At 63.7% G+C, this 25,841-nt stretch carries 30 protein-coding genes; 11 read left to right on the top strand and 19 right to left on the bottom strand.

Annotated elements, in window-relative coordinates:
- Nucleotides 1–71: 71 nt before the first annotated feature.
- Nucleotides 72–245, top strand: coding sequence for a hypothetical protein (locus tag NKH70_RS27825; RefSeq protein WP_352720611.1), 174 nt, complete (start codon nt 72–74; stop codon nt 243–245).
- Here the strand turns inward: NKH70_RS27825 and NKH70_RS27820 are convergent.
- The 3 genes from NKH70_RS27820 to NKH70_RS27810 form a co-directional block, all read right to left on the bottom strand.
- On the bottom strand, nt 242–1,309 hold the full coding sequence (locus NKH70_RS27820) for a glycine--tRNA ligase subunit alpha (RefSeq protein WP_352720613.1): 1,068 nt from the start codon (nt 1,307–1,309) through the stop codon (nt 242–244). The genes NKH70_RS27825 and NKH70_RS27820 overlap by 4 nt on opposite strands.
- A gap of 64 nt (nt 1,310–1,373) precedes the next feature.
- Complete coding sequence (locus NKH70_RS27815; RefSeq protein ID WP_352720695.1) at nt 1,374–3,152, bottom strand: tetratricopeptide repeat protein; 1,779 nt, start codon at nt 3,150–3,152, stop codon at nt 1,374–1,376.
- Between the two features lie 210 nt (nt 3,153–3,362).
- Nucleotides 3,363–3,968, bottom strand: a complete 606-nt coding sequence (locus NKH70_RS27810) for a TetR/AcrR family transcriptional regulator (protein WP_352720615.1) — start codon at nt 3,966–3,968, stop codon at nt 3,363–3,365.
- Nucleotides 3,969–4,073: 105 nt separating this feature from the next.
- On the opposite strand from NKH70_RS27810, the gene NKH70_RS27805 reads away from it, so the two are divergent.
- Nucleotides 4,074–5,507, top strand: a complete 1,434-nt coding sequence (locus NKH70_RS27805; RefSeq protein WP_352720617.1) for an MFS transporter — start codon at nt 4,074–4,076, stop codon at nt 5,505–5,507.
- A 27-nt stretch (nt 5,508–5,534) separates the two neighbouring features.
- Here NKH70_RS27805 and NKH70_RS27800 read toward each other — a convergent pair whose 3' ends face one another.
- Nucleotides 5,535–6,551: a polyprenyl synthetase family protein gene (locus NKH70_RS27800; protein WP_352469050.1), complete on the bottom strand. Its 1,017-nt coding sequence runs from the start codon at nt 6,549–6,551 to the stop codon at nt 5,535–5,537.
- A 160-nt stretch (nt 6,552–6,711) separates the two neighbouring features.
- On the opposite strand from NKH70_RS27800, the gene NKH70_RS27795 reads away from it, so the two are divergent.
- From NKH70_RS27795 to moaB, 6 genes are all read left to right on the top strand, one after another.
- The gene (locus NKH70_RS27795; protein WP_023674082.1) at nt 6,712–6,936 is read left to right on the top strand and encodes a putative signal transducing protein; all 225 of its coding nucleotides are present in this window, start codon (nt 6,712–6,714) and stop codon (nt 6,934–6,936) included.
- Nucleotides 6,936–7,736 carry a tRNA1(Val) (adenine(37)-N6)-methyltransferase gene (locus NKH70_RS27790; protein ID WP_352720619.1) on the top strand — a complete coding sequence of 267 codons (801 nt, stop codon included), beginning with the start codon at nt 6,936–6,938 and terminating at the stop codon, nt 7,734–7,736. The genes NKH70_RS27795 and NKH70_RS27790 overlap by 1 nt, the downstream gene beginning before the upstream one ends.
- A gap of 87 nt (nt 7,737–7,823) precedes the next feature.
- Nucleotides 7,824–8,681 (top strand): S49 family peptidase, encoded by an 858-nt coding sequence (locus NKH70_RS27785; protein ID WP_352456850.1) that lies wholly within the window; start codon nt 7,824–7,826, stop codon nt 8,679–8,681.
- An 81-nt stretch (nt 8,682–8,762) separates the two neighbouring features.
- Nucleotides 8,763–8,948, top strand: coding sequence for a hypothetical protein (locus NKH70_RS27780; protein WP_292665400.1), 186 nt, complete (start codon nt 8,763–8,765; stop codon nt 8,946–8,948).
- A 26-nt stretch (nt 8,949–8,974) separates the two neighbouring features.
- A complete protein-coding gene (locus NKH70_RS27775; protein WP_352720621.1) occupies nt 8,975–9,877 on the top strand; it encodes a 4-(cytidine 5'-diphospho)-2-C-methyl-D-erythritol kinase in 903 nt (300 codons plus the stop codon).
- Nucleotides 9,864–10,406, top strand: a complete 543-nt coding sequence (gene moaB, locus NKH70_RS27770) for a molybdenum cofactor biosynthesis protein B (RefSeq protein ID WP_352720623.1) — start codon at nt 9,864–9,866, stop codon at nt 10,404–10,406. The genes NKH70_RS27775 and moaB overlap by 14 nt, the downstream gene beginning before the upstream one ends.
- Nucleotides 10,407–10,438: 32 nt before the next feature.
- Here the strand turns inward: moaB and NKH70_RS27765 are convergent, their stop codons facing one another.
- Nucleotides 10,439–11,413 (bottom strand): phytanoyl-CoA dioxygenase family protein, encoded by a 975-nt coding sequence (locus NKH70_RS27765; RefSeq protein ID WP_353026655.1) that lies wholly within the window; start codon nt 11,411–11,413, stop codon nt 10,439–10,441.
- Nucleotides 11,414–11,595: 182 nt separating this feature from the next.
- Entirely contained in the window at nt 11,596–12,099 is a 504-nt protein-coding gene (locus NKH70_RS27760) for a glycosyltransferase (protein WP_292664385.1), read from the bottom strand.
- A 151-nt stretch (nt 12,100–12,250) separates the two neighbouring features.
- On the opposite strand from NKH70_RS27760, the gene NKH70_RS27755 reads away from it, so the two are divergent.
- Nucleotides 12,251–13,405 carry a PA0069 family radical SAM protein gene (locus NKH70_RS27755; RefSeq protein WP_352720627.1) on the top strand — a complete coding sequence of 385 codons (1,155 nt, stop codon included), beginning with the start codon at nt 12,251–12,253 and terminating at the stop codon, nt 13,403–13,405.
- 168 nt (nt 13,406–13,573) lie between these two features.
- Nucleotides 13,574–14,269 (top strand): ribonuclease HII, encoded by a 696-nt coding sequence (gene rnhB / locus NKH70_RS27750; RefSeq protein ID WP_352720629.1) that lies wholly within the window; start codon nt 13,574–13,576, stop codon nt 14,267–14,269.
- Nucleotides 14,270–14,516: 247 nt separating this feature from the next.
- Here rnhB and NKH70_RS27745 read toward each other — a convergent pair whose 3' ends face one another.
- The 7 genes from NKH70_RS27745 to NKH70_RS27715 all read right to left on the bottom strand — a co-directional run bounded on the left by NKH70_RS27745 (nt 14,517) and on the right by NKH70_RS27715 (nt 20,062).
- Nucleotides 14,517–15,008, bottom strand: a complete 492-nt coding sequence (locus NKH70_RS27745; RefSeq protein WP_023674071.1) for a F0F1 ATP synthase subunit B — start codon at nt 15,006–15,008, stop codon at nt 14,517–14,519.
- 10 nt (nt 15,009–15,018) lie between these two features.
- Nucleotides 15,019–15,594 (bottom strand): F0F1 ATP synthase subunit B, encoded by a 576-nt coding sequence (locus NKH70_RS27740; RefSeq protein ID WP_352720631.1) that lies wholly within the window; start codon nt 15,592–15,594, stop codon nt 15,019–15,021.
- Between the two features lie 81 nt (nt 15,595–15,675).
- Entirely contained in the window at nt 15,676–15,900 is a 225-nt protein-coding gene (locus NKH70_RS27735) for a F0F1 ATP synthase subunit C (RefSeq protein ID WP_006206606.1), read from the bottom strand.
- 67 nt (nt 15,901–15,967) lie between these two features.
- Nucleotides 15,968–16,726: a F0F1 ATP synthase subunit A gene (locus NKH70_RS27730; protein ID WP_352469059.1), complete on the bottom strand. Its 759-nt coding sequence runs from the start codon at nt 16,724–16,726 to the stop codon at nt 15,968–15,970.
- 70 nt (nt 16,727–16,796) lie between these two features.
- The gene (locus tag NKH70_RS27725; protein ID WP_352720635.1) at nt 16,797–17,195 is read right to left on the bottom strand and encodes an AtpZ/AtpI family protein; all 399 of its coding nucleotides are present in this window, start codon (nt 17,193–17,195) and stop codon (nt 16,797–16,799) included.
- 255 nt (nt 17,196–17,450) lie between these two features.
- The gene (locus NKH70_RS27720; RefSeq protein WP_352720637.1) at nt 17,451–18,635 is read right to left on the bottom strand and encodes a cell wall hydrolase; all 1,185 of its coding nucleotides are present in this window, start codon (nt 18,633–18,635) and stop codon (nt 17,451–17,453) included.
- Nucleotides 18,636–18,742: 107 nt separating this feature from the next.
- Complete coding sequence (locus NKH70_RS27715) at nt 18,743–20,062, bottom strand: MFS transporter (RefSeq protein ID WP_352720639.1); 1,320 nt, start codon at nt 20,060–20,062, stop codon at nt 18,743–18,745.
- A gap of 120 nt (nt 20,063–20,182) precedes the next feature.
- On the opposite strand from NKH70_RS27715, the gene NKH70_RS27710 reads away from it, so the two are divergent.
- Nucleotides 20,183–21,100 carry a LysR substrate-binding domain-containing protein gene (locus tag NKH70_RS27710; RefSeq protein ID WP_352915797.1) on the top strand — a complete coding sequence of 306 codons (918 nt, stop codon included), beginning with the start codon at nt 20,183–20,185 and terminating at the stop codon, nt 21,098–21,100.
- 451 nt (nt 21,101–21,551) lie between these two features.
- On the opposite strand, the gene NKH70_RS27705 is transcribed toward NKH70_RS27710, so the two are convergent.
- The 6 genes from NKH70_RS27705 to NKH70_RS27680 all read right to left on the bottom strand — a co-directional run bounded on the left by NKH70_RS27705 (nt 21,552) and on the right by NKH70_RS27680 (nt 25,653).
- On the bottom strand, nt 21,552–22,442 hold the full coding sequence (locus NKH70_RS27705; RefSeq protein WP_352915800.1) for an SDR family NAD(P)-dependent oxidoreductase: 891 nt from the start codon (nt 22,440–22,442) through the stop codon (nt 21,552–21,554).
- A complete protein-coding gene (locus NKH70_RS27700; RefSeq protein WP_352720645.1) occupies nt 22,439–23,218 on the bottom strand; it encodes a hypothetical protein in 780 nt (259 codons plus the stop codon). Before NKH70_RS27700 ends, NKH70_RS27705 begins: the two co-directional genes overlap by 4 nt.
- Before the next feature lie 18 nt (nt 23,219–23,236).
- Nucleotides 23,237–23,824 carry a protein-S-isoprenylcysteine O-methyltransferase gene (locus tag NKH70_RS27695; RefSeq protein WP_352720697.1) on the bottom strand — a complete coding sequence of 196 codons (588 nt, stop codon included), beginning with the start codon at nt 23,822–23,824 and terminating at the stop codon, nt 23,237–23,239.
- 201 nt (nt 23,825–24,025) lie between these two features.
- Complete coding sequence (locus tag NKH70_RS27690; RefSeq protein WP_352720699.1) at nt 24,026–24,598, bottom strand: hypothetical protein; 573 nt, start codon at nt 24,596–24,598, stop codon at nt 24,026–24,028.
- Between the two features lie 148 nt (nt 24,599–24,746).
- Complete coding sequence (locus NKH70_RS27685; protein WP_292659957.1) at nt 24,747–24,881, bottom strand: ABC transporter; 135 nt, start codon at nt 24,879–24,881, stop codon at nt 24,747–24,749.
- A 199-nt stretch (nt 24,882–25,080) separates the two neighbouring features.
- The gene (locus NKH70_RS27680; protein ID WP_353026650.1) at nt 25,081–25,653 is read right to left on the bottom strand and encodes a L,D-transpeptidase; all 573 of its coding nucleotides are present in this window, start codon (nt 25,651–25,653) and stop codon (nt 25,081–25,083) included.
- Nucleotides 25,654–25,841: the final 188 nt, after the last annotated feature.

The following is a 25,841-nucleotide window of genomic DNA, read 5'->3' as shown; positions in this document are numbered from 1 at the left end:
AAGATTTCCATGAACCGAACGCAGCGCTGAAGCGACCAACGCTCAGGCAGAGAGCTATTGGCTGGACGACCATGAAAACGGCATCGACATTCCTGCAGATCCTCGCGCTAAGCGCCTGTTTTGCAGCGCAGGCCCATGGCACGTTCACGATGCCGGGCGTCAGGCAAGCGCTGCGGACAATGGCCGGCTCCAGTGGCCAGGGCGCGTTACAAATCAGCGCTCCCGTCGAAATCGCCTGGAGCTAAGCCGCCAGCCCACCAGCGTCAGTCAGCAAAAATGCCTCGCCGCAGGCCTTGGCCAGATTGCGCACCCGCAAGATGTAACTCTGGCGCTCGGTGACCGAAATCACGCCGCGTGCGTCGAGCAGGTTGAAGACATGGCTGGCCTTGATGCACTGGTCGTAGGCCGGGAATACCAGGCGGTGGTATCCCTCCCCCTTGAGGGGAGGGTGGCCAGACAAAGTCTGGCCGGGAGGGGTCGCCCGTGCAGTGCTCGACGCCTGGCTTGTGGTGCCTTCTGAGGCGACCCCCTCTGCCCGCTTCGCGGGCGTCTCCCCCTCAAGGGGGGAGATGGGCGCGCCGGCTTGTAGCAGCGCCTTGCACTCGGCTTCGGCGTCTTCGAAATGGCGCAGCAACATCGCGGTGTTGGCAAATTCGAAATTGTGGCGCGAATATTCCTGCTCGGCCTGCAGGAAGACATCGCCATAAGTCACCTTGTCGGCGCCTTCGCGGCCGTTGAAGTTGAGGTCGTAGACATTGTCGACGCCCTGCACATACATGGCCAGCCGTTCCAGCCCGTAGGTGAGCTCACCCGCTACCGGTGCGCATTCGATGCCGCAGACCTGCTGGAAATAGGTGAACTGCGAGACCTCCATGCCGTCGCACCAGCACTCCCAGCCCAGCCCCCAGGCGCCCAGCGTCGGGCTTTCCCAGTCGTCCTCGACGAAGCGGATGTCGTGCAGCAGCGGATCGATGCCGATCGCGGCCAGCGAGCCGAGGTAAAGCTCCTGCAGATTGGGCGGATTGGGCTTCAGGATCACCTGGTATTGGTAATAGTGCTGCAGCCGGTTCGGGTTCTCGCCATAGCGGCCGTCCTTGGGGCGGCGCGAGGGCTGGACATAGGCCGCGTTCCAGCGTTTTGGGCCGAGCGCGCGCAACGTCGTTGCCGGATGGAATGTGCCGGCGCCGACTTCCATGTCGTAAGGCTGAAGGACGACGCAGCCATAGTCCGCCCAATAATTATGCAAGGTCAGGATCAGCCCCTGGAACGAGCGGCTGGGATGCATGTGGGCAGGGATATCAACGGTCACGGCGGCCTCCGGCGGGATGCGGCACCTCGTAGAGTGCCGCTCCGCGACCGTCAAGGCGATGGGGTCACCCCTTCGGCGCGGGCGCCGGCTCGGGCTTTACGTTCGGGGTTTCCTGCGCCGTGTTGGATTCGATCGGCGGCAGGCCCTTCATCAATTTCTGCTGCAAGGTGGCAAGCACATCCGGGTCCGGCTTCAGGTCGCGGGCCTGGTTCCACTGGAAGGTGGCTTCCAGCTTGCGGCCAACGCGCCAGTAGGCGTCGCCGAGGTGATCGTTGAGCACCGGATCCTCCGGCTTCAACGAAACGGCGCGTTCCATTTCGCGCACAGCGTCGTCGAACTGGCCAAGGCGGTAATAGGCCCAGCCCAGCGAGTCGACGATGTAGCCGTCGCTCGGCCTCAGGTCGACGGCCTTCTGGATCATCGCGAGGCCTTCCTTGAGGTTCATGTTCTTGTCGACCCAGGAATAGCCGAGATAGTTCAGAACCTGCGGCTGGTCGGGGTAGAGCTCCAGCGCCTTGCGGAAATTCGGCTCGGCCTTCGGCCATTCCTTCAGCCGCTCATAGGCGATGCCGCGCTGGTAGAAAATGTTCCAGTTGGCGGCGGTCGGCGTCTTCAGCACCTCTACCGCCTTGTCGTAAAGATTGGCGGCGGAGCGGAAATCCTCCTTCGAGGAATAGACGCCGCCGAGCGCCAGATACGCGCGCATGTCGTCTGGATGCGCATCGACGATGGCCTTGAGGTGAGCGATCGCCTCGTCGTTGCGGTCGAGATCGGCAAGGTTGAGGCCAAGCTGCAGGTCCGAAAGCTCCTTCAGCGGCGAACTGGCCGGAATGCGGCGATAGAGCGCGATGGCGCCCTCGCCGTCCTTCAACTGCTCGGCAACGGCGGCGAGCTGAACGAGCGCCGCGTCGTTGTCGGGCCTCAGCGCCAGCGCGTATTGCAGATAGAGCCGCACGAACGGCTCGCCGCCGCCGCGGTTGAGCGCGGTGGCGAGATCGAGCAGGATTTCCGAGGCGCCGTCCGACGGGCCGGCAGCGAAGGGTTGGATCTTTTTTTCGCCCTTGTTGATCTTGTCGCGAAGCGCTGCAATCTCGACCTTGCCGGGCGCAAACGTCTCGGCCTTGTCGAGCACCGACAGCGCCTTGGCCTTGTCGCCTTTGCGGGCGAGGAAAGAGGCATAGGCCTGCGCGCTGCGCATCCATGTTTCGGGGGCGGCACCGCCTGCCGCCGTGTCCTGCAGGGTGGCGGTGTAGAGCGCATCCGCCCTGTCGGGCAGGCCCGAGGCGTCGGCAATCAAGGCGCGGTGGAAGGACTTGAACAGGCTGAACCAGTCGGGGCCCTGCAGCTTGTCGATGGAAGCCATGGCCTCGCCGGCGTCGCCCGCACCCTGCTTGGCCCAGCCGGTCATGACGCCGGAGATCAGGCGGTCGAGATCGGATTCGAGCGACAGCTTGAGCCAGTATTCGGCCTTGGAGAAATCCTTCTTGTGGAAGGAATCGATGGCCAGCGCCAGGCGCGAGAAGCGCTCGACGTCGGGAACCGCCTTGAGCTTGTCGGCATAGACCAGGGACTCGTCGAAGCGCCCCTGCGCGATCAGCGACAGCATCAGGCTTTGCTGCAGTCCCGTATCGTTCGGATCGAACGCAAGCGCCTGCTTGTAATAGGAAATGGCGCTGTCGAGGTCGTTGTCGCCTTCGGCAATCCGCGCGGCGAGATAGGCTCCCGAGAAGGATGTGATCCTGACCGGCTCGGCGGTCTGTTTGGCATGCGCCGGCAAAGCCGAGATCGCCATGCCCGTCGCGATTGCCAGCCCCGTCAGCCAGCGCGCATATCCTTGCCGCATCATATCCCTTTCAGCCAAACGCCATCTCCGCGTCAGCGGGATCGCCGTAGACTCGATCTTTACAGCTAAAGCATGGCCTTTTTGGGGTCGTGCTTCAACCCGGCCCGAATTCACAATCGGGTCAAGCAATTAATAAACCATGCCGAAAGAGGTCGCACGACCGCATTGCCACAATCCGGCAATGAGAAACAGGCGTCACGGCCCTGAAACTCAGGACGTTTGCGAAAGCCTTGCGTCGAGCGCTTGCATGGCGACGGTGACAAGATCGTGCAGCCGCTTTTTCGGCACGCCGTCGCGTGCCTGGACCGAAAGGCCGTGCATCAGCGTGGCGTAATAGTCACCCAGCGCCTCGGCATCGGTATCCGGCTTCAATTCGCCATCGCGCACGGCCTGCTTCAACCGCTCGACGATCGATGCGGTGCGCGCCAGCCGGTGCTCCGCCAGCCATTGCAGCACGGCGTCATTTTCGACGGCGCAATTGGTGGCGGCCGTCACCACCATGCAGCCCTGCGGCCGACCCGGCCTCGTATAGATTTCGACGGCGTCGCGAAGCATGCGCTCGATGACGCGCCGGACATTTGGTTCTTCCTCTAGCGCGCGCGTGGCGAAGCCGCCCTCATTGGCTTCGTAAAGCGCCACCGCTTCGCGAAACAGGTCCTCCTTCGAGCCGAAGGCGGCATAGATGCGCGCCGATGCGAGACCAAGTGCCGATACGAGATCGGCCATCGAGGTGCCCTCGTAGCCGCGTCTCCAGAAGGCGTCACGGGCTTTCTCCAGCGCCTGGTCGCGGTCGAATTCCCTTGGCCTGCCTGCCATGGCGGTCTCCAATTTTTTGTCGATCAACAAATAATCCGCTTGACTTCGGATTGCAAATTTCAATTCTTTGTCGATCATTAAATAATTGTCGACAAGGAGACCGGCATGAGTTCACTCGATCAAGGCGCGCCGCTCGGGGCGATAACGCAAGGAGCAAGCAGGGCGAAACACGGCGCAACTCTGGCGCTCCTCGCCTTCGCGCAGCTCATCATCTCGCTCGACCTCAACATCGTGTTCGTGGCGTTGCCGGAGATCGGCGCCGGCCTCGGATTTTCAGGCCAGACCCTGCAGTGGGTGGTCAGCGCCTATACCGTGTTCACCGGCGGCTTCCTGCTGTTCGGCGGCCGGGCTGCCGACCTGATCGGCCAGCGCCGCGTCTTCATCTTCGCGCTCTGGCTCTACGCGCTTTCGTCGCTTGTCGGCGGCCTCGCATGGTCGCCGGAAATCATCATCGCGGCACGCGCGGTACAAGGCATCGGCGCCGCGTTCCTGTTTCCTGCGACGCTGTCGCTGATCAACCGCCTGTTCGCCGAGGGAGCGGAACGCAACCGGGCGCTCGCGGTCTGGGGCGGCGCAGGCGCCAGCGGCCTGACGCTCGGTTCGCTTGCCGGCGGGTTTCTGACCAGCGCCTTCGGCTGGCCGTCGGTCTTCTACGTCAACGTGCTGCTGGCTGGGATCGCCATCATCGCGGCTTTCGCCATCATCCCGCGCGATCGCAAGCCGCACGAGCAGCGCAGCTTCGATCTGCCGGGCGCACTGACCGTCACCGCCGGCGCGACGCTGCTTGTCTTCACCCTGGTTCAGGGGCCCGAATATGGCTGGGGCTCGACCGCAATCATCGTCAGCGCGGCACTGGCGGCATTCTTCCTGATCGCCTTCACCGTGATCGAGGCCAACAGCGCCGATCCGCTGATGCCGCTGCGCCTGTTCCACAACCGCAGCCTTGTCGCCGGCATGACGATCACCTTCCTCTACATGGCGACCTTCGGCGCGCTGCCCTACTTCCTCACCGTGCTGCTGCAGAACGTGCACGGCTTCACCGCCTTGCAGACGGGCCTCGCCTTTCTCGTGCCGTCGGTCGCCATCGCCACCGGCACGCAAGCCGGCGAGCGTCTGGCAACGCGTTTTTCGACACGCAGCACGCTGGTCGGCGGCATGATCGTCGGCGCGGTCGGCACAGCATTGATGGTATCAGGCGCGAGCGCGGAGAGCAGCTATCTGTCCCTGGTACCTGGCCTGATCGTCTCCGGCGTGGGACAAGGCATCGTCTGGACCGCAATGTGGATTGCCGCCGCTTCCGGTGTTGCCCATGACCAGCAAGGCGTCGCCTCGGGGATGGCTTCGACGACGCTCAATGTCGGCAACGCCATCGGCATGGCCGTGCTGATTGCGATTGCGAACAGCCAAATCGGCGAATTGTCAGGCGATGCTTTGAAAATTGCCGTCGCCGACGGCATCCAAGTCGCCTTCTGGCTCGCGGCGGCGGGCATCGTCGTCAGCCTGCTGGCAGCAATGGTGCTTCCGGCAAAGGGGCGATGAGAACAGGCGCGGGGGCGCCGACGCCTCTCAGTTCACCCGGCTGATGCAGAAATCGATGACGTCGATCAGCGCCGATTTCTGCGGCGTCGCTTCGAGCGGCGCCAGCGCGTCGCGGGCGATTTCCCCGAAATGGCGGGCGCGCCCGATGGTGTCGGCAATCGCGCCGTGGCGGAGCATCAGGCCGATGGCCTTCTCCAGCCCGGCATCGTCGGCGGCATTGTCCTCGATGGCGCGTTTCCAGAAGCTGCGCTCGGCCTTGGTGCCGCGCCGATAGGCGAGGATCACCGGCAGCGTCACCTTGCCCTCGCGAAAATCGTCGCCGACATTCTTGCCGAGATCCTTGCTGGTGCCGCCGTAATCCAGCGCGTCATCGATCAGCTGGAAGGCAAGGCCGAGATTCATGCCGTAGGAGCGGAGTGCTGCGCGATCGTTGCGCGTCGCCTGGGCGATGACCGGGCCGACTTCGGCGGCAGCGGAGAACAGCGCTGCGGTCTTGGCCTTGATCACCGCGAAATGCTCGTCCTCGGTGGTCTCGAGGTTTTTGGCGGCGGCAAGCTGCATCACCTCGCCTTCGGCGATCACCGAGGCCGCACTCGACAGGATGTCGAGCGCTTCCAGCGAGCCGACATCGACCATCATGCGAAAGGCCTGGCCGAGCAGGAAATCGCCGACCAGAACACTTGCCTGGTTGCCCCAGATCATGCGGGCGGTCTTCTTGCCGCGCCGCATGCCGCTTTCGTCGACGACGTCGTCGTGGAGAAGTGTCGCGGTATGCATGAATTCGACCGATGTGGCGAGCTTGACATGGCCGTCGCCGGAATAGCCGAACATCTGGGCGGCGGCGAGCGTCAACATCGGCCGCAGCCGTTTGCCGCCGGATGAGATCAAATGGTTGGCAATCTCCGGGATCATCTCGACATCGGAGCCGGCCTTCGACAGGATCAATTTGTTGACGCGCCCCATGTCGGCCGCGGTCAGGTCCATGAGGTCCTTTATCGAGGCGGCTTCGCGCTTCCCGTTTTCAATATTGAGAACGACACCCACGGCAAAACTCCCAACCTCGATATGCACGACGGCAACATGGTCCCTGGACAAACTCTAGGGTGTCACCCACCGGCGCGGCAAGAGGCGAATTGGCGCGCCGGCTCTGGTACATGATCACGCCTACGTTTACATCAACGCCGCAAACTGCGAGTTTCATCCGATGATAGAGCTCATCCGCACCAACGACGCCGTCATCATTTCGTTTGTCGAATCGCTGATGCGCGATGCCGGTATCGGCTGTTTCGTCGCCGACCAGAACATGAGCGTGCTCGACGGCTCGATCGGCATCCTGCCCCGCCGTGTCATGGTGGACGCAGACAAGGCCGATGCGGCACGGCGCATCCTGACGGATGCCGGCATCGCCAACGAGATCCGCCAAAAATAATGTCCGCGTCGCCCGCTGCCCTTGTCCCGGACATGCCGGCTCATACGGTCGACGCCTTCCATCGCGGTCGCTTCTGGCTGGTGCAGCCGAGAAAGGCCGGCCACCGCGCCGGCATGGATGCGATGATGCTGGCGGCTGCCGTGCCGTCCTCCTTCGCTGGGCGGCTAGCCGACTTTGGCGCGGGTGCCGGTGCCGCCGGCCTGGCGGTACTGTCGCGCTGCCCCGCTGCCGAGGCCGTGCTTGTCGAGCGTTCCCCGGAAATGGCGGCCTTCGCCACCACCACGCTTGCCCATCCTGGCAATGCGCATCTCAGCGACCGCGCCTCGGTGCTCGTCGCCGATGTCGCGCTGTCGGGCCGGGCGCGAGCGGCCGCCGGCCTCGAGGACAACAGCTTCGATTTCGTCATCATGAACCCGCCGTTCAATGCCGCAGAGGATCGCGCGACGCCCGATCCGCTGAGAAAGGCCGCGCATGTCTCGGAGGACGGGCTGTTCGACAGCTGGATCCGCAGCGCGGCCGCGGTGGTCAGGCCGAGCGGCGGGCTGGCCGTCATCGCCCGGCCGGAACAGCTCGGCGCCATCCTCGATGCCATTGCCGGCCGCTTCGGCGACCCCGAGATGCTGGCCGTCCACCCTCGCCCGGAAGCGGCGGCGATCCGCATCGTCGTCCGGGCAGCACTCGGCGCACGCGGCAAATTGTCGATCCAGCCGCCGCTGATGCTGCATGCCTATTCAGGCAATGGCCCTTCGGAGCGGGCAGAGCTGATCAATAACGGGCTGGCGTCGCTGTTCGGAGACTGATCCATTCTGATTGCCAGGGCGACGGCATTGCCGTTGGCCGGCGAATTCCTACATGCCTCAAGCAAATCGACCGGAGACCGCCCCCTCGTGAAACGTCTTTTCAACCGCCTGCTGCCGAAATCCTGGCGCTCCACCGTCGTCACCATTCCAGTCATCCGGCTGCACGGCACGATCATGCCCGGCGGCGGTCAGTTCCGGCCCAGCCTGTCGCTCGCTTCCACCGCCGGCCTTCTCGAAAAGCTGTTTTCATTCGACGCGCCGGCGGTCGCCATCTCGATCAATTCGCCAGGGGGCTCGCCGGTGCAGTCGCGGCTGATCTTCAGGCGCATCCGCGACCTGGCGAGCGAGAAGAACAAGAAGGTCCTGGTTTTCGTCGAGGACGTGGCGGCATCTGGCGGCTACATGATCGCTGTCGCCGGCGACGAGATCTTTGCCGACCCGTCCTCCATCGTCGGCTCGATCGGCGTGGTGTCGGCCTCGTTCGGCTTTCCGGAGCTGTTGAAGAAAATTGGCGTCGAGCGCCGCGTTCACACCGCCGGCCAGAACAAGGCGGTGCTCGACCCGTTCAAGCCGGAAAAGAAGGAAGACGTCGAGCGCCTGAAGGCGCTGCAGCTCGAGGTCCACGAGACCTTCATCGATCTCGTCAAGGACAGGCGCGGCAGCAAGCTCAAGGACGATCCCGACCTGTTCACCGGCCTGTTCTGGACGGCCAAGAAGGGGCTAGAGCTCGGGCTGGTCGATGCGCTCGGCGACATGCGCAGCGTGCTGAAGAGCCGTTTTGGGCCGAAGACCCAGCTCAAGCTGATCACCGCGCCGCGCGGCCTGTTCGGCCGCTTCGGCCTGTTCGGCTCGAGCTTTTCGGCGCCCGATATCGCCGCCGCCGCGGCAAGCGGCGTCATCGATGCGGCGGAAGAGCGCGCGCTGTGGGCGCGCTTCGGGCTTTGAAAAGCCGGTGAAAACGTCTAGCATAAATCATCAACCGACCCGACCGGCCGCCTTGCCGGCCTTGCGAGGGAGGAGTTTGACATGCCGCAGATCATTTTCTTCGCCGTCGTCGGCATTGCCGCCTATTTCGGCTACCGCTCCTTCGTCAGGGAAGCCGAGCGGGTGACCGCCAAGGTACGTCGGGCCGAAAAGCAGACGGCCAACGGCACCATGGGAACACTGGTCAAGGATCCGAAGACCGGCGAATACCGTCTGGCCAAGGATTGACCGTCGTCCCCCTCGCGGCCGAGCCAATGAATTCCGGGGCCAGCATTCGGGCGTCGCATGCGCATGCCAAGATAAATCTCGCGCTGCACGTCACCGGCCGGCGCGCCGACGGTTATCACATGATCGAAAGCCTGGCTGTGTTCACGCGCTTCGGCGACCGCATCGAGACGGAACTTGCCGACAGCGATGGGTTTTCGGTGTCCGGCAAATACGCCTCCGCGGTGCCGGCCGACGATAGTAACCTGGTGCTGAAAGCGCGCGACGCGCTGCGGCGGGAGGCCGGTCCCCAGCACGCGCCGGCTGTCGCCATCAGGCTCGAAAAGAACCTGCCGGTCGCGTCCGGCGTCGGCGGCGGATCGAGCGATGCGGCGGCTGTGCTGCGCGCGCTGGTCCAGATCTGGGGACTTGATGTCGGCGATGCCGAACTGGCGCGGATCGGCCTGTCGCTCGGCGCCGACGTGCCGATGTGCCTCGCCGCCAAGCCGCTGATCGCCTGCGGCATCGGCGACGAGCTGACGCTCGTGCCGGGTTTCCCGGCGCTGGGTCTGGTGCTCGCCAATCCCGGCACTGCCGTCTCGACGGCCGACGTGTTCGAGGCGCTTGGCCGCCGCGACAATGCGGGGCTGCCGCCGCTGCCGCGCAACCTCGACTTCCACAGCATCCGCAACTGGCTGGAGATCACCCGCAACGATCTCGAGCCTGCGGCGCGCGCAATCCAGCCCGCCATCGGCAAGGCGCTTTCCGTGCTGAACAAGGCCGGAGCCGGTTTTGCCAGGATGTCCGGTTCCGGCGCCACCTGCTTCGGCCTGTTCGAGACCGGCAATGTGGCCAAGCGCGCGGCCGTCGATATTCGCAGCCGCCATCCAGGCTGGTTTGTCGCGGCGACGCGAAGCGTGACATCGGAGGCTGATGCCCATGGCCAGGATTGACGAGAGCCGCCCCTTCGTTCCCGTGCGCATCGCGGTACTGACCGTTTCCGATACGCGCAGCCTCGCCGACGACAAATCCGGGCAGACGCTGGCCGACCGCATTGCCGAGGCCGGCCATATCCTCGCCGCCCGCGACATCGTCACCGACGACCGCGACAAGATCCGCGACAAGGTCCTGGGCTGGTCGAAGGACGAAGCGATCGATGTCGTCATCACCACCGGCGGCACCGGCTTCACCGGCCGCGACGTGACGCCGGAAGCGCTGGAGCCGAGCTTCGAAAAGCGCATGGACGGCTTTTCCGAAGTGTTCCACCGCATCTCCTACGACAAGATCGGCACTTCGACGATCCAGAGCCGGGCAACCGGCGGCGTCGTCAATGCCACCTTTGTTTTCGTGTTGCCGGGCTCGCCGGGCGCCTGCAAGGACGCCTGGGACGGCATCTTGAAGCCGCAGCTCGACTACCGGCACATGCCCTGCAACTTCGTCGAGATCATGCCGCGCCTGGACGAGCATTTGCGGCGCGGCTGAAGCGAGCCAAGGGGGTCAGCCGGCTGATCCCTTCAGCGAATGACCGGCTCACCGTGAAACCGGCGGCGCGAGGGCGGCGACACGCCGAAGCCAACCTCCATCATCAGCCGCGGCGTGCGCGTCGGCACGGTGCCCATATGGAAGCCGAACGGGTCCTCGACAAAGCCGAGGCCGGCCTGCCCGGTCAGCGTAACCGGGCTCTGCTCGCCATAGACGCCCAGCACCTCTTCCGCCGAATGGCCGACTAGCAGCGTCAGCTGGTGCTTCAGGATGCGGCGGTTGTGGGAGCCGCGGACATAGACATGCGGCCCGGTGTCGGCGTCGACCGGCACCAGGTAGAAAAAGAACTTCAGCATGCGCCAGTCGTCGAGGTCGAAATGGTATTTGCCGAGCGAGGCCATGTTCTTGTCGGCGTCCGAGACGCCACCGGTCGGAAAGCTCCACCAGACGCGGGTGGTGATCAGCTTGGCCTGACTGCCGAGATAGTGCGCCGCGATGTCGAGAAGCAGCGGATCGCGCTGCACGGCGACCGCAGCGCTGCAGTCGAGGACCCGCTCGAAATAATGGCCGCTGAGCAGCGGACGGCCGAAATGCTTTTCGGCATCGGCGTGTTTTTCGGGCAGGAATTCCAGCCGGCGGTCGAAATTGCCGAAGCATGGCGTGTGCTCGGCGAAGCTGGCGATCTCCTCATGGATGGCGGCCGGCAGCATCAGGCCCGAATAGAGCCCCTCCGTTTGCAGCGCGCCAACGACGGCATCGCGATCGACGCCGGCGAACATCGTTTCACCGACATTGCGCGCCGGCGGAACGGGCTTCGCACCGCGCCAGTGCAGGCGCCGCGCCGGCATGGTGCGCGCCAGCATGAACATTGGCAGCCATGCCGGATTCTCGCGAAGGTCCGAAAGATAGGTCGGAATGCGGGCGGCGATGCGGCGCAGCGTACCGCCGTTGCGTGCGATCGCCTCGAGGCTTGCAGCGCCGGACTTTCCAGGGCTTGAAAGGGTCATCGGGGTCCTCAAAATGTCGAGGGAACAGCATCGACGTTAGCCGTCGCCGCTCCGGCACACCCCAAACCCTATTCGCCCATATCGCTGGGAATGGTAACGCCCGGCCAGATTTTGTGCAATGCACAATAAACGACGAGCCGCCAGAAAATTTGCTTGGGCCCCTGAACCGGGACGGTAAGCCGTCACTTCCGCGGCGCGACCCAGATCTCGGCGTGGAGCCTCCTGGTCGCCAGGCCGCGGGCGATCGCTTCGGCGCTGCGGGCGTTCTTCGACAGCGCCGCGGCCTGACGCTTGCTGATCACCAAGCCTTCGGCGAGAGCGCGATTTCCGGCAAAGACGCGTGACAGGAAGGGCGCGCGGCTGCCGCGAGCCCGCGAGAACCGCGCCGCCATGGTTTGCCTGGCGGTATGGGCGACGACCTCGTCGATCCAGCCCTCCCCCAGCCGCGCGCCTGGTTCTAGCAAAAGCAGCCAGTCGCCCTTGGCCTGCCTGATGCCGGCGGCGATGCCGCCGCTGACATAGTGGCAGCCGGCATGTTCGGCGACGCGGTGCGTCTGATCGGTCGAGCCGGTGTCACAGACGAGAACGTCGCGCACCACGCCTTCGACCGCGCCACCGATCAGCGAGGCGAGCGTGCGGGCAAGGCCCTCCTCGTCATTCAAGGTTTCGATCAGGACGCTGAGCATGTTTAGCCGAATAGCGGAAAGCGGTGGGCAGCGCCAGTTTTTGCGGCGCGCTGCGAGAAAGTTCTTGCTTTGTTCTCATCGATGCGATAGGAATACATTCATGAGCAGAGCGATTCGACAACGGGCGGACAGTCCCTGGGAAAGGGCCAAAATGGAACAGATCGTGCGTGCCGACATTGCCGCCTTCGGCGCTGGCAGGGCAGAGATGGCGAATGCGATGATCGAGCAGAGCGGCATGCGCGTCCGCCCGGACCGCAATCGCGGCAGGTCGGCGGGCATCAATCCGTCTGGCCGTTTCGAGCCGGTCAGCCGGCATGTGTTCGACGATGGCTGGAATTCGCTGGAGGAGCTGCCGCCGTTCAAGACCGAGGTACAGGTCGAGAAGCCGCGCACCATCATCACGCGCAACGAATCGCCGGACATCTCCTTCGACCGCTCGATCAATCCCTATCGCGGCTGCGAACATGGCTGCGTTTATTGTTTCGCGCGGCCGACGCACAGCTTCATGGGCCTGTCGCCGGGGCTGGATTTCGAATCGAAGCTGTTTGCCAAGCCGGATGCGGCGCGGCTGCTCGACAAGGAATTGTCCAGGGATAATTACCAGCCGCGCACCATCGCCATCGGCACCAATACAGATCCCTACCAGCCGATCGAGAAGCAATACCGGATCATGCGCGAGATCCTCGAAGTGCTGGAGGCGCGCGGGCATCCGGTCGGCATCGTCACCAAATCGGCGCTGGTGACACGTGACATCGACATTCTGTCGCGCATGGCGGAACGCGGGCTGGCCAAGGTGGCCTTGTCGGTGACGACGCTCGACCGCATGCTGGCGCGCACCATGGAGCCACGCGCGTCGACGCCGACTAAGCGGCTGGAGGCGATCAGGCAGCTTTCGGACGCCGGCATTCCGGCCTCGGTGATGGTCGCGCCGATCATCCCCGGACTGACCGACCCGGAAATGGAGCGCATCCTCGATTCGGCGCAGGCAGCGGGCGCGCGCGAGGCCGGCTATGTGCTGCTACGCCTGCCGCTGGAGGTCGCGCCGATCTTCAAGGACTGGCTGCTGCGCCACTATCCCGACCGCTATCGCCATGTCATGTCGCTGATCCGTTCGATGCGCGACGGCAAGGACTACGATTCGGAATGGGGCAAGCGCATGAAAGGCTCCGGCCCCTATGCCTGGCAGATCGGCCGGCGCTTCGAGATCGCTGCCAAACGGCTCGGCCTCAATGCCGAGCGGCGCTCGCTGAGGACCGACCGGTTCATCCCTGCTGCCAAGGCAACCGAGCAGCTGATGCTGCTGTGACAAAGCGTCTCGCGCCAGCCGATTGAAACGGCCGGCAGCAGGCGAAAAAATCCCGTCCGGCCTGTCCTGTCCCCGGGCTTGCAGACGGTAGCCCCCTCCTGGTCCGGTGCCCCGCCCGACCCGGAGGGACTTGCGGAGAATCGGAGCCGATGCGAACCTCGCCGCACCATGGCTCGCCCGCGTTCCGATTCTCCGCTTCTCTTCGAAATCGTCGAGAGACCCGACTTCTCCTTCGAGACGAAGGCGATGGCCGAAGGCCTGTGGCCGGTGGCGGGAACGGACGAGGCCGGCCGCGGCCCGCTCGCCGGGCCGGTCGTGGCGGCAGCGGTGGTTCTCGATCCCGCCAACATCCCCGACGGCCTCGATGATTCCAAGCGGCTGACGCATTTGCAGCGTGAGGCACTGTTCCTGAAAATCCTCGGCTCCGCGCTCGCCGTATCGATGGCCTCGGTCAGCGCCGAAGGCATCGATGCCTCCAACATCCTCAAGGCCAGCCTAGAAGCGATGCGCCGTGCCGTGGCAGGCCTGTCAATCCGGCCGAAGCTGGCGCTGGCCGACGGCCGCGACGTGCCGCCTGGCCTGCCCTGCGAGGGCAGAGCGCTGATCAAGGGCGACCAGCGCTCGCAGTCGATCGCCGCAGCCTCGATCGTCGCCAAGGTGATGCGCGACCGCATGATGTGCGGCTGCGGCAGCCATCATGTGCATTACGGCTTCGAGTTGCATATGGGCTACGCCACTGTCCGCCATCGCACGGCGATCGATCTGCATGGACCAGTGGCGCGGCTGCACCGCGCCTCCTTCGCGCCGTTCCGGTTCGGCGGCACCGAGGTGCTGGAGGAAGAGGGCCTTTCGGGCCTGGATTGAGCGATCCGGCCAGGCGTAATCTCCCCCCTCGAGGGGGAGATGTCGCCGAAGGCGACAGAGGGGGTCGGTACGTCCTGGCGCGACACCATGTTGAACGACAGAAATGGCTGGCGCTCCACGCGCGGCGACCCCCTCTGGCCTGCCGGCCATCTCCCCCTCGAGGGGGGAGATTACGCGCTCTGCTTTCGCTAACAAAAAAGCCGCCAGGTTTCTCAGGCGGCTTTCGATGACTTGTTGATGCAGCCGTTCAGTTCAGCTTCGACTTCAAATCCTGCAGCGAGGCGTTGAACAGGTCGGCGCCGGCCTTGGCGTCGATCTTGCCGGCCAGCAGCGCGCGCGCGGCTTCGACCGCGATGTCGACGGCGCTGGCGCGCACTTCGCCGATCGCCTCGCGCTCGGCCTGGCCGATCTTCTGCTCGGCCAAGGCGGTACGCCGGGCGACATAGTCCTCGGTCTTCTTGTGCGCCTCGGCGGCAAGCATGTCGGCTTCGCGCTTGGCGGCGGCGACGATGGCCGCGGCCTCCTGCTCGGCTTCCTTGCGCTTGCGCTGGTATTGGCCGAGCAGCTGCTGGGCCTCTTCGCGCAACCGGCGCGCTTCCTCGAGCTCGGAGCTGATCTTGTCGGCCCGCGCATCGAGCGCCTTGGCGATCATGCCCGGCACCTTGATGTAGATGGCAATGCCGAGGAAGATTACGAGGGCAACGGTTGCCCAAAGCGTCGCGAGAGATGTGGCGTCCATGATGCGCTCCTCACCCGGCCACGGATTTGACGGCGGCCGCGATTTCGGCCTTGCTGGCCTTGCCGCCGACAAGCGCCTCGACGATGGCCGAAGCGGTGTCCTCGGCGATGGTGCCGACTTCCTTCATGGCATTGGCCTTGATGGAAGAAATACGCGCCTCGGCCTCGCCAAGCTTCTGGTCAAGCGCTGCCTCGATCGTCTTGCGGGCAGCTTCGGCTTCCGCCTTGGCCGCATCGTTGGCTTGCTGGCCGATCGCATTGGCCTTGCCCTTGGCTTCCGCCAATTCCTGCTCATAGGCGGCAACGGCGGCATCGGCCTCGCTTTTCAGCCGGGCAGCATGATCGAGATCCTGCGTGATGCGGTCGTTGCGAACGTCGATGATGCCGCCGACGCGCGGCATCACTACCCGTTTCAAGAAGAGGTAGAACAGCCCGAAAGTGATTGCCAGCCACAGCAGCTGTGACGGGTACGTCGCCGGATTGAATGGCGGGAACGTGCCGTGCGCCTCGGCAGGCACGCCGGTGGCGGCGCTGCCGCCTTCGACGGCGGGCGCGGACTCTTGCGCAAAGGCAGATGTCACGAACATGGACTATCCCCGAAATTCAGGCCCGCCGCAAGATCGCGGCCGGCCTGTTCAATTCTTCCCAATGTTCAGCCGAACAAGTATTCAGCCGAACAGGGCGAGAAGCGCGATGAGAAGCGAGAAAATACCCAGCGCTTCGGTCACGGCGAAGCCGAAAATCAGGCGGCCGAACTGGCCGTCGGCGGCCGACGGGTTGCGCAGCGCGCCCGCCAGATAGCTGCCGAAAATGTTGCCGAGGCCGATGCCCGCGCCGCCCATGCCGAGGCATGCGATGCCGGCGCCGATGTACTTTGCTGCTTCTGCGTCCATTTGTTCAACTCCTTTGGATCTAAAATTCCGTTGCAAAATCGATCCGGCGGCAATGCCGGAAACCTTGTCAGTGCCCGGGATGCAGGGCGTCGTTGAGATACATGCAGGTCAGCACGGCAAAGACGTAGGCCTGCAGGAACGCGACCAGCAGCTCCAGCGCCGTCAGCGCCACGGCCATCGCCAGCGGCAGAACCGAGCCCGCCACGCCGACCGCGCCGAGCGCGCTCAGGCTGACGACAAAGCCCGAGAACACTTTCAGCGTGATGTGACCGGCGAGCATGTTGGCGAACAGGCGAACCGAGAGGCTGACCGGACGCGAGACGAAGGAAATCACCTCGATAAGCACCACCAGCGGCAGCAGGTAGATCGGCACGCCATGCGGGACGAACAGCTTCAGGAAGCCAAGGCCGTGCTTGGTGAAGCCGTAGACGACGACCGTTCCGATCACCAGCGCAGCGAGGCCGAAGGTGACGATGATGTGGCTGGTGATGGTGAAGAAATACGGGAACAGGCCAAGCAGGTTAGCGACAAGCACGAACATGAACAGCGAGAACACGAAGGGGAAGAACTTCATGCCTTGCGTGCCCGCGGCGTCCCTCAGCATATTGCCGACAAATTCATAGGCCATTTCCGAGACCGACTGAAGGCGGCCCGGGACGAGGCTGCGGCTCGACGTGCTGAGGTAGAGAAACGCCGCTGCGACAGCAACTGTTGCAAGCATGAACAGAGCCGAATTGGTAAAAGACAGGTCGTAGCCGCCGATGTGAATCGGAATGATCGGATGGATCTGGAACTGGTGAATCGGATCGACCTTGTCAGCAGCCACTTTAAATCCCCATCAAAGCCGCAGACGGCTTCAGTATCCTGTTCAATGCGCCGGCATGCGGCGCCTCAATTCATTCTTTCGGATCGCGCGGTTTGTCGCCCGTTCCGAAATCCGACACAAGCCCGGCTGAACGCAGGACATTTAGCACGCCGGCGCCAAAACCCAGCAGCAGCCCGACTATCAGACCCCATGGCGATGTCCCCGCCACGCGATCGATAAACCAGCCGAGAGCCGCACCGACCACTATCCCGGCGATGAACTCGCTGGACAGCTTGAGCGCCTGGCCGTACCCGGCCACACTGCCCGCTTTCGCGTCGTCTTTCCCCTCGAGCCGATCCGGCCGCCTTGTCGCAAGCGATGCTTCAAGGTCGCGCCGGCGGCGCTCAAGATCGTCGTCGCGGATGTCGGCTTCATGCTGCTTGCCGCGGCCGGTTTTTCCGGTTCCGTCTGGCCCATTCTTGTCGGCCACGCAACCCCCCTGCCCGGTCAGACCGTCACCGTCCGTCCGCTTCTTAAAGTCGCCGGCAACATAGTTAGAGGGTCCGCGCCCGTCAAGCCACGGGCGGACGTTCAAGCTCAAGTATTTTTTCGTTATAAATCAGCCGCTTGCCTGGGTGCGACATCGTGCCCGACGCCGTCCCCGACGGGCTGTGGCCGAATCCCCGCGGCGATGCGTCTTCGATCGGCCGCTCTCCCGCGAAAGATGCAAGGGCTGCCTGAGCACTCAGCTCCAGCCGCCGCCATAGGTGCGGTAGAAGATGTGCAGGCCGATCCTGGTCATTTTCTTCATCGTCCTCGCCCAGCCCGGATGGACGTAGTTGGCGTAATAATGCGTCGACGAGCCGACTTCCGGAATGAAGATCTTGCCGGCTGTGACGGCCATGGCGACATCCTGGGCGGTCTGGTAGGCGGCGGGGTTGTCGATGCGCTTCTTCCTGCCGTCGCAGGCGAAGGAAAACTGGCAGCGGTTGAACCAATTGTCGTTCTGGTAGACCACGCCGCAGATCGAGTTCGGATAGGCCGGGTTGCGGACGCGGTTGAGGATGACCTGGGCGACGGCGGCCTGGCCACGCACGGATTCGCCGCGCGCCTCGAAATAGATGCCGTTGGCGAGACAGGCCTGCTCCGGTTTGGAAAAGACGCTCGCCGGCAGCGGCGTCTGCATCCAAGAATGATCGCCCTTGCTCAGCGGCGGAATGAAGCGGCCATCGTTCGGGTCCTCGTCCTGCAGCAAGGCCTCGAAAGGCGACGCCTGTGCGTAATCGGGAGCCGACGAGGCATAGGCGGTTGCCAGCACGTCGGGATGATCGTTGTTGACCAGCGCGGCAAGCATCGCCGGCACGCCGGGATCCGGCTTCTTGTCGACGCGCGTGTGGAAGGCGGCGGCGATCTGGATTTCCTTGCCTTTGATCTCGGGCTTGGCGAAGGCCATCCTCAGCCCGCTGTCCATGCTTGGGCGGAGCAGCGAAGAGGTGCGCTCGAAGATCGAGCCGGCGTTGAAGTTCTTCGGCGGCGAAACGGGCGAGACCTGGATGATGCGGCCCTTCTTGTCGGCGCGCATGATGCGTTCCTCGTCCGGCGTCGTGCCGGCGCTGCCGCCCTTGCCGCGAAACGAAACGGTGCCGATGCCGGGCAGTTGGACACCGGAGCCGGACAGCGAGCCGGTGCTGCTGGAATCGAGGAAGGGCATTTCGGCGGCGTGAACGGAGCCGGCGACGGATTTCTCGACATAGGCGTTCCAGCGGACGCTCGGCGCCTCCAGGCCGGAGACCAGGCTGGTCATGTCCTGATAGGCAACGACCGTCGGAAAGCCGACCCAGATGCCAAGACCAATAATAAACGGAGACAGGAAGGAACGCTTTTTCTCACCGGCGGCGGCGACAAGCCGCGTCAAAACACGTCGATGCACGGAACTCTCCAGAAACGCGACGGACCCCACTGGAGAGCTACAATGATGCATTAACCTTGATGGGGCGTTAACAGCTTAGAACGTTGTTTTCCCATCTCGTGTCGAAGTCAGGCGCTTTTGCGGCTATCCGTTGACGGAAGAAAGATCGGCCAGGCGATCAGCGCGCAAATAGCCGCACCCAGCCAGACGCCTGCCCACGAGCCGAGCACGAGAAGCCCGGGAATGGCGATCGGCACCAGGAAGAAGGCAATGAAGACCAGACTGTTGGCGAGGCCGAGCGCCGTTCCGGCCTGGCTCGCGCCGGCCAGCGTCGCAAGCTCGGTGTAGGCGACGCCGTGCCAGGAGGAGACGCAGATGCCGGCCACGACCAGCACCGCAACGATCGCCAGCGAAAGCATCGGCACTTGGCCTGACAAGAATTGGGCCGCCAACAAGACGAGCGCGGCAAGCACGGTGAAGGCGACCACGCTCAGCATGCTGCACAGACGCAGGAACGGCCGGCGATTGCCATGACGGTCGGTGTAGCGACCGCTCCAGACGCGCATGACCATGGCGCCGACCTGCACGGCAGCCAGGCTGGCGCTGATCACGGCTGTGCCCATGCCGGCGAAATCATGCAGGAAGACGGAAGCAAAGGTGAGCACCGCCACCTGCGGAAAGCATAGCAGGCCGATGGCTGTTGCGATGCGCCAGACGGCCGGGTTGCGCAGCGGCGCCGGGCCGGCCGGCAATGCCGTGCTGCTCGAATGCGCGCCGTCATGCGCCGGCGGCTGATGCAGCCAGCGCCAGGCGAGCGAGGTCGAGACGGCGGATGCAGCCGCCAGAAGTCCGAAGACCGCCGTGAAGCCATGGGCTGAAGCGAGCGATGGCAGCACGAGCGCGCCAAGCCCGCCGCCAAGCGGCACCGCCGTCTGCCTGATGCTCATGGCAAAGCCGCGCTCGCCTTCGCCGAACCAGGCCATGATGGCGCGGCCGCTGGAGCCGTTGACGCTGCCGCCGAGCAATCCGGTGACCAGCAGGGCAGCGGCGAGAAGCGCGACGCCGGGAATATGGGCCGGTGACGGCACCACCAGCGCGGCCATGACAAGCAGCCAAACCGCGGTTGCGCCAAGCCCGGTCAGCAGCACGCGGCGGTCGCCCCAGCGATCGGTCAGCAGCCCCCACGGCAATTCGCTCAGCGCCACGCCCAGGCCGAGAAGGCCAAGCGCCAGGCCGAGTTCGCCATTGGAGAGATGATAGCCCGAGCGCAGGAACACCGCCGTCGCCGGAATGCCGGAGAAGGTCGCGGAAAAGCAGGTGTTGGCGGCGACGCCGATGCCCAGCACCTTCCAGCGATGATTGGCTCGAAGCGCCGCCGCTTCCGACGGGGCGGCAACGGCGCCTGGGCGAAGCGGTTTGCAATCTGGTCCTGTGGCGACAGCGGACATGGTTCAGCTCCTGCATGGGCTGGTTGCGTTCGGTCTTGACGCGCTGTCTCTACCGCCATAGCTTCGTACTGAATATCAGGAAATTTTGTACGAAATGTCCCAAATATCAGGACTATTGCCATGCGACGCGTGACATTCGATCTCGACGTCCTGCGCAGCTTCGTCACCGGCATGGAGCTGGGCAGCTTCGCCAAGGCAGCCGACCGGCTCGGCCGCTCGACCTCGGCAATCAGTGCGCAACTGAGGAAGCTGGAGGAGCAGGCGGCGACGCCGATCTTCCGCAAATCGGGGCGCGGCCTGGCGCTGACGGACGCGGGCGAGACCATGCTCGGCTATGCGCGGCGGCTGATCGAGCTCAATGACGAGGCCGCCTCCGCCATCCACGATGTCGAGCTGGAGGGTTGGGTGCGGCTTGGGCTACAGGAGGATTTCGGCGAGGCGGTGCTGCCCGAGGTGCTCGGGCGCTTCGCCCGCGCCCATCCCAAGGTCAAGATCGAAGCCAGGATCGCACGCAGCCATGAGCTCGCCGAACGGATCATTTCGGGCAACCTCGATATCGCGCTTGCCTGGCACAATGGCGCGACGCTGCCTTACAGCCGGCATGTCGCCGACGTCCAGATGCGCTGGATCGGCCCGGCAAAACAGATCGAGACCAGCCTGCGCGAAGGCGAGCCGTTACCGCTGGTGGCGCTCGAGGCGCCGTGCCTGCTGCGCAGTGTGGCGACCGAAACGCTGGACCGTGCCGGCCTGGCATGGCGGATGGCCTTCTCCAGCCCGAGCCTTGGCGGCATCTGGGCAGCCGTCGCCGCGGGGCTCGGACTGACGATCCGCACCGATATCGGCCTGCCGGCCACGGTCAGGGCGATGACGCCGGAGATCGCCGGGCTGCCCGCCTTGCCCAAGATGGCGCTGTTCCTGCACCGCAAGGAGGCCGAGCCCGACCCGGTAGCGGCGCGGCTTGGCGACATCCTGCTGCAGGCGGCGCTGGAAGCGTTGCCAGGAAGTGGCGACGCGGATGGTCTGAGGAAAGCGGCCTAGCGCAGACGAGCCGAAAGGGCCGCAGGGCGCTCTATGACTTAGTCGGTCGAAGAAGCAGTAATGCTGGCGATCCCTCGCGCCCCCCTCTGTCCTGCCGGACATCTCCCCCACGAGGGGGGAGATTAGCAGCTTCGCCGTCCCGCCCGTCTTTCGGCGTTGGAGATTGGCTAAAGCGGAGGGGACGGCCAATCTCCCCCAAGTGGGGGAGATGCCCGGCAGGGCAGAGGGGGGCGCTGTCCCGCCGACGTCTCGCAAGGTTCCGCGAATGATGATCTAACGGCGCTTCTTCGCCTTGCCGGCGAACGGGTTGTCCGAGGTGCGCAAGGCGATGCGGATCGGCACGCCGGGCATGTCGAAAGCCTCGCCTCTATGCTACCAACATGCTTAACGCCAGTCATCGGCGAGCGGTCTCTTGCTTCAACGAGCTTTTTCGGTGGCGTGCTGGTCCCGGTCAGGGGATAATTCCCCGAGGGCCCCGGCGTAGCTGAATCTGGCGGGTACCGCAGCATTTCTTGAACTTCATACCTGAACCGCAAGGACATTGATCATTGCCGCCGCGTTGCAGCCGGCCGACCAGGGGCAGCAGCGCTGCGGAAGGCAGGAGCGCCGCTGCAAGGGCAGCCAACTTGGCCGAGATTCCCGGTACGACGAGGCGACGACCGGATTTGAACCCTCGCCACGCCCGTTCGGCCACATACTCCGGATCCACCTTGGGCAAGATGTTGAAGAGCACCGTCTGATTGGCGCCTGACCTTGCGAGAAACTCCGTCGACACCGGGCCTGGTGCAACGCATGTGACCGTCACACCGGTTCGGCGCAATTCCTGGTGAAGCGCCTCTGAGAAGAAGCGCACGAAAGCTTTGCTAGCGAAGTACAGAGCCATATAAGGCCCGGGAACGAACCCGGCCACGGAACTGAGATTGAGCACCCCGCCCCGTCGGCGCGCCACCATCCCCGGCAGAAAATGGAGGGTCAGTTCTGTGAGGGAATGTATGTTGAGATCGATGATGCCGAGTTGACTATCAATAGGCAGCGCCGTCGTCGCGCCCCGCAGGCCATAGCCGGCGCTGTTGACCAGGACATCACAGACCAGGCCGTGTGCGGACAGGAAGCCCTCCAGGCGCGTTGGCGCATCGCCTGCCACGAGATCCAACTCGAGCGTGAATGCCTCGCCACCCCTCTCCCGAACCTCAGACGCCGCAGCGGCCAAACCCTCGGGCGAGCGGGCAACCAGCACAACCGCACCGCGCTCCCGTGCAGCGACGCTCGCAATTGCCCGGCCAATTCCACCCGAGCCGCCAATCACGACGACGGCGGGCCGGAATTCACAGTGCGAAATCATGTCGCGTTCCTCTGTCCTGCAGGAGCGGCAACACTTGGATCGAGCAGCATCACTTCATCGGCGACAATGCCGTTCAGGATCTTTTCGAATCTCTCCAGTGCTCGTGCAACGTTCGCTCCATCCATGACCCGGTGATCGTAGTGGATGCGGACATTCACCGATCCGTCTTTGCCGATCGGACCGTAGTTGAGAAGCGTGGTCAATGGTGTCAGCGGGTTGAGTGATTCGGCACCGAGACCAGAATAGACGGACAGTTGGAAGGTACCGAAGTAATTTGCCCTTTGCCGGGCGATGTTCAACCCTAGCCACATAAGCAGCCACCTGACTGGCGCGGGCGCACCTGCCATCCGCAAGGCACGCCGGAACTCCGGGACCTCCAGGATCGGCCGTGATCGAGCCGCGTGGATGGATCCCTCAAGTTCCGTGATGGAGTAGCGCTCCGGGCGCTTGATGCAGCTCAGCAGAACCGCCGGCTCGCCATCATATTCGCGCTCGTGGGCAATCGAGGCTACGCTTGCCGGATACTCGTAAAGCTGCGGCCAGGGCAACTTGACATAGGCGCGCCGCAGTTCCGGCATCTCTAGGGCGAGAAGCGCATATCCTTTCAGGAAGATCGCGGTCCACGAGGGCCTGGTCTGCTGCCCCATTCGAGCCGTTACGAGGGGGCCGAGGTTCATCTGACGCTGTACCGCGACCCGTGGCACGCCGATCGAAAACCTCATCAGGTCGCCAACAAGGCGCCGGGGCGCGGAAAGCTTGAGGGCTCGGCCTCGCATCAAACGTACCTCTAATCTCTAATAAAGATAAGGGAGTATTCGCTTGGTCTTTTCCATATAGGCACGGTATTGCGGGCCGAAATTCTCCAGCATCATACGCTCTTCCTTGTCCACTCTCAGCAGGAAAAGGACTGCGAACCCAATCAAACCCGATATGCCCGCAATCCAGTTCGGCAGCAGAAAGACCTGGCCGAGGCCCATGAGCAGGAACGAGGTATACATCGGGTGGCGGACCAAGGCGTATGGTCCGGCGCAGATGAGTTCATGCCGTTCGCGGATCTCCAGCGTAATCGACCAGTTCCGGCCAAGTTCCTTGTGGGACCTGCGAAAAACCCATAGCGCGGAGCAGAAGATGATTGTGCCGAGAGCCACGGCCCACGCGCTGGCCGGGTGGTCAGCCGCTGCGGGCATGCCGGTGACAACATAGAAGGCAGGCAGGATTGCGAGGCCAAACAGAGCAGATGCAAGCCCGACGATCTCTGAACGTGAGCGGTAGCCAGTTACAATTCGCACGCGCCTTGCCCGGCGCTCGAAGGGATACCGGATCACGTACCAAGCAACGATGCCGATCACCCAAATGACCTCGCCAAGTGAGGCTGCCGCAATGCTCACTTCAGGTCACCAGCGCCCTTTCTGCGATCGCGACTGTAGCAGCTGCCCCTGGGTATGGCCACTTCACCCATCGCCCTCGATTTCGTCACCGGCCGACCTTCAGGCGCAGCGATCCTCTCCGAGTTAGTCCGCAGACGCGAAAGCAGGAGGGGCAGTACCGATCGCATTCGGTCCCATTCATCCCTCGAATCTTGGTTATGTATTCATCTCCCGAAGCTCGGTTATGAATTGTTGCGGCCGGAGCTGAATGGCGGGAGTCTTATATCCCATGGAATGAGCGATGTTCGCCACGAACCCGTTGCAGTTCAAGACCGTCGCCTGCCAGACATGCGAACTCGCCTGCAGCTTGCGGATGTAGGCAACGACTTTGTCGTATTCGGCCCGGGTCAGTATGATTTGCCAGCTTGCGGATCTGTATGGTTCTTCCAGATCACCGTCGCTCCACCCGGTTTCGGCTGGCACCGGCACGACATGGCCCAGAACATAGGGAACCGCACTGTTCGAAGCCGGGTGAAGGCCCGCGACTTGGGGATCGATCATTCTCCCGGCCCGGTCCACGCGCCCAAAAACTGCGTAGGTGTGGCCGTAGCTTAGGGCGTAGCGGGAGCGGAACTCGATGAAGTACCGCTCGTCGTTTTTTTGAGGCGCAGCTCCGCCATCGGCATAAGATATGAAATTCGGCTGGGGCGGCAGGTCTTTCGTCTGACATGCCGCTGCCGGGAGGGCCACCAACGCCACAAGCAAGAGACGGCTATTTACAAGCGTCATCGCCGCGTCCATTCCCGAACTTCACAAAGCACAGACTTAATAACGGCCTATGCCCGCCAACCGCGCCCTAGGCTATGAAGCCGGCCAAAGCCCCGGCTGCGTATGTATGGGGAAGGGCTTGGCACCCCTTCCCCATACAAGCCGGTCCTTACTTAATCACTGGTTGCTCTACCGGAGCGGGCGCCGGAGCTTTACCCTTTCCTTTGCCGATCCAGTCGTTCGCGCAGCCGCTCAGGCTGGCAACGGCGAGCACAGCAACCATTGCAATCAATATCCTGCTCATCAAGCAATCCTTTCCCCGGGGGCGGAATAGCCTATAGAATCGCCACAAATAAAACGATATGCAGCCCCACGAAGTTAGCTGCGATCTACACCAACGCCTAGTGCAGAAATGACACAGTTGGCACCCGGTTGTCGGCGGCACCTTTGCGGTGACGTGCTGGCAGGGTTCACCGTCCAACGGAGATCAGGCCTGCCCACCATCAAACAACCACCACCGTCGTGCCCAAAGGAGTACGGTCGTAGAGGTCAATGACGTCGTCATTTATCATACGGATGCACCCGTTCGATACCGCTGTGCCTATCGTGTATGGCTCGTTTGTACCATGTATCCGGAAGTGGGTGTCGCGCCCGTCGCGATAGAGATAAAGGGCACGCGCACCAAGCGGGTTGTTTGGTCCGCCAGGGACCCCCCCTGCATACTGCACCAGGCGCGGCTTGCGCTGCATCATGCTGGCGGTGGGTGTCCACGACGGCCAGTCCGCCTTGCGGCCGACGGTCGCTGTACCCTTGAACGAAAGTCCCTGCTCGCCGACGCCAACGCCGTAGCGCGTCGCCCACCCGTCCGTCTCGACGGCATAGAGAAAACGTTGCGAAGTATCGACGACGATCGTTCCGGCCGGCTCGTTTCCGTCGTACCGCACATGCTGCCGTCGGTAACGAGGATTCAGGCCACGCCTTGGTCCGAACGCGGATGAAATCGACGTGCATCCGGAGATCATCAGAGCCAGACTACCCAGCACGAGCCCCCGGCGCGCAATGTGGTGTTCTTCCATTTGTACCTGCTAGGAAACTGGTCATCTACCGCCGCCCTCGTCTCTACCATTCCAAGGCCTGCGGGCCAAGTCTCGCTGTGTGGTGGCAAAAATGAATTCACAGGATTAACAAGCGAATTGGAGCGAAACTTCTTGCGATAACCGTCTGCCTCTGTTCGGTTATGTCAAATGGGCATAGGACAGAGACG

This window comes from Mesorhizobium sp. M0991 (assembly GCF_040318915.1).
Classification (GTDB): domain Bacteria; phylum Pseudomonadota; class Alphaproteobacteria; order Rhizobiales; family Rhizobiaceae; genus Mesorhizobium.
The sequence above is the reverse complement of the archived record's forward strand: the minus strand, read 5'-3'. Positions and strand labels throughout refer to the sequence as shown.

Excerpts from the sequence above, each read along its gene's own strand:
- NKH70_RS27825 (WP_352720611.1), top strand. The coding sequence starts at position 72 with ATGAAAACGGCATCGACATTCCTGCAGATCCTCGCGCTAAGCGCCTGT.
- NKH70_RS27815 (WP_352720695.1), bottom strand. The coding sequence starts at position 3,152 with ATGCGGCAAGGATATGCGCGCTGGCTGACGGGGCTGGCAATCGCGACG.
- NKH70_RS27810 (WP_352720615.1), bottom strand. The coding sequence starts at position 3,968 with ATGGCAGGCAGGCCAAGGGAATTCGACCGCGACCAGGCGCTGGAGAAA.
- NKH70_RS27805 (WP_352720617.1), top strand. The coding sequence starts at position 4,074 with ATGAGTTCACTCGATCAAGGCGCGCCGCTCGGGGCGATAACGCAAGGA.
- NKH70_RS27795 (WP_023674082.1), top strand. The coding sequence starts at position 6,712 with ATGATAGAGCTCATCCGCACCAACGACGCCGTCATCATTTCGTTTGTC.
- NKH70_RS27790 (WP_352720619.1), top strand. The coding sequence starts at position 6,936 with ATGTCCGCGTCGCCCGCTGCCCTTGTCCCGGACATGCCGGCTCATACG.
- NKH70_RS27780 (WP_292665400.1), top strand. The coding sequence starts at position 8,763 with ATGCCGCAGATCATTTTCTTCGCCGTCGTCGGCATTGCCGCCTATTTC.
- NKH70_RS27775 (WP_352720621.1), top strand. The coding sequence starts at position 8,975 with ATGAATTCCGGGGCCAGCATTCGGGCGTCGCATGCGCATGCCAAGATA.
- moaB (WP_352720623.1), top strand. The coding sequence starts at position 9,864 with ATGGCCAGGATTGACGAGAGCCGCCCCTTCGTTCCCGTGCGCATCGCG.
- NKH70_RS27765 (WP_353026655.1), bottom strand. The coding sequence starts at position 11,413 with ATGACCCTTTCAAGCCCTGGAAAGTCCGGCGCTGCAAGCCTCGAGGCG.
- NKH70_RS27760 (WP_292664385.1), bottom strand. The coding sequence starts at position 12,099 with ATGCTCAGCGTCCTGATCGAAACCTTGAATGACGAGGAGGGCCTTGCC.
- NKH70_RS27755 (WP_352720627.1), top strand. The coding sequence starts at position 12,251 with ATGGAACAGATCGTGCGTGCCGACATTGCCGCCTTCGGCGCTGGCAGG.
- rnhB (WP_352720629.1), top strand. The coding sequence starts at position 13,574 with ATGGCTCGCCCGCGTTCCGATTCTCCGCTTCTCTTCGAAATCGTCGAG.
- NKH70_RS27745 (WP_023674071.1), bottom strand. The coding sequence starts at position 15,008 with ATGGACGCCACATCTCTCGCGACGCTTTGGGCAACCGTTGCCCTCGTA.
- NKH70_RS27740 (WP_352720631.1), bottom strand. The coding sequence starts at position 15,594 with ATGTTCGTGACATCTGCCTTTGCGCAAGAGTCCGCGCCCGCCGTCGAA.
- NKH70_RS27735 (WP_006206606.1), bottom strand. The coding sequence starts at position 15,900 with ATGGACGCAGAAGCAGCAAAGTACATCGGCGCCGGCATCGCATGCCTC.
- NKH70_RS27715 (WP_352720639.1), bottom strand. The coding sequence starts at position 20,062 with ATGTCCGCTGTCGCCACAGGACCAGATTGCAAACCGCTTCGCCCAGGC.
- NKH70_RS27710 (WP_352915797.1), top strand. The coding sequence starts at position 20,183 with ATGCGACGCGTGACATTCGATCTCGACGTCCTGCGCAGCTTCGTCACC.
- NKH70_RS27705 (WP_352915800.1), bottom strand. The coding sequence starts at position 22,442 with ATGATTTCGCACTGTGAATTCCGGCCCGCCGTCGTCGTGATTGGCGGC.
- NKH70_RS27700 (WP_352720645.1), bottom strand. The coding sequence starts at position 23,218 with ATGCGAGGCCGAGCCCTCAAGCTTTCCGCGCCCCGGCGCCTTGTTGGC.
- NKH70_RS27690 (WP_352720699.1), bottom strand. The coding sequence starts at position 24,598 with ATGACGCTTGTAAATAGCCGTCTCTTGCTTGTGGCGTTGGTGGCCCTC.
- NKH70_RS27685 (WP_292659957.1), bottom strand. The coding sequence starts at position 24,881 with ATGAGCAGGATATTGATTGCAATGGTTGCTGTGCTCGCCGTTGCCAGC.
- NKH70_RS27680 (WP_353026650.1), bottom strand. The coding sequence starts at position 25,653 with ATGGAAGAACACCACATTGCGCGCCGGGGGCTCGTGCTGGGTAGTCTG.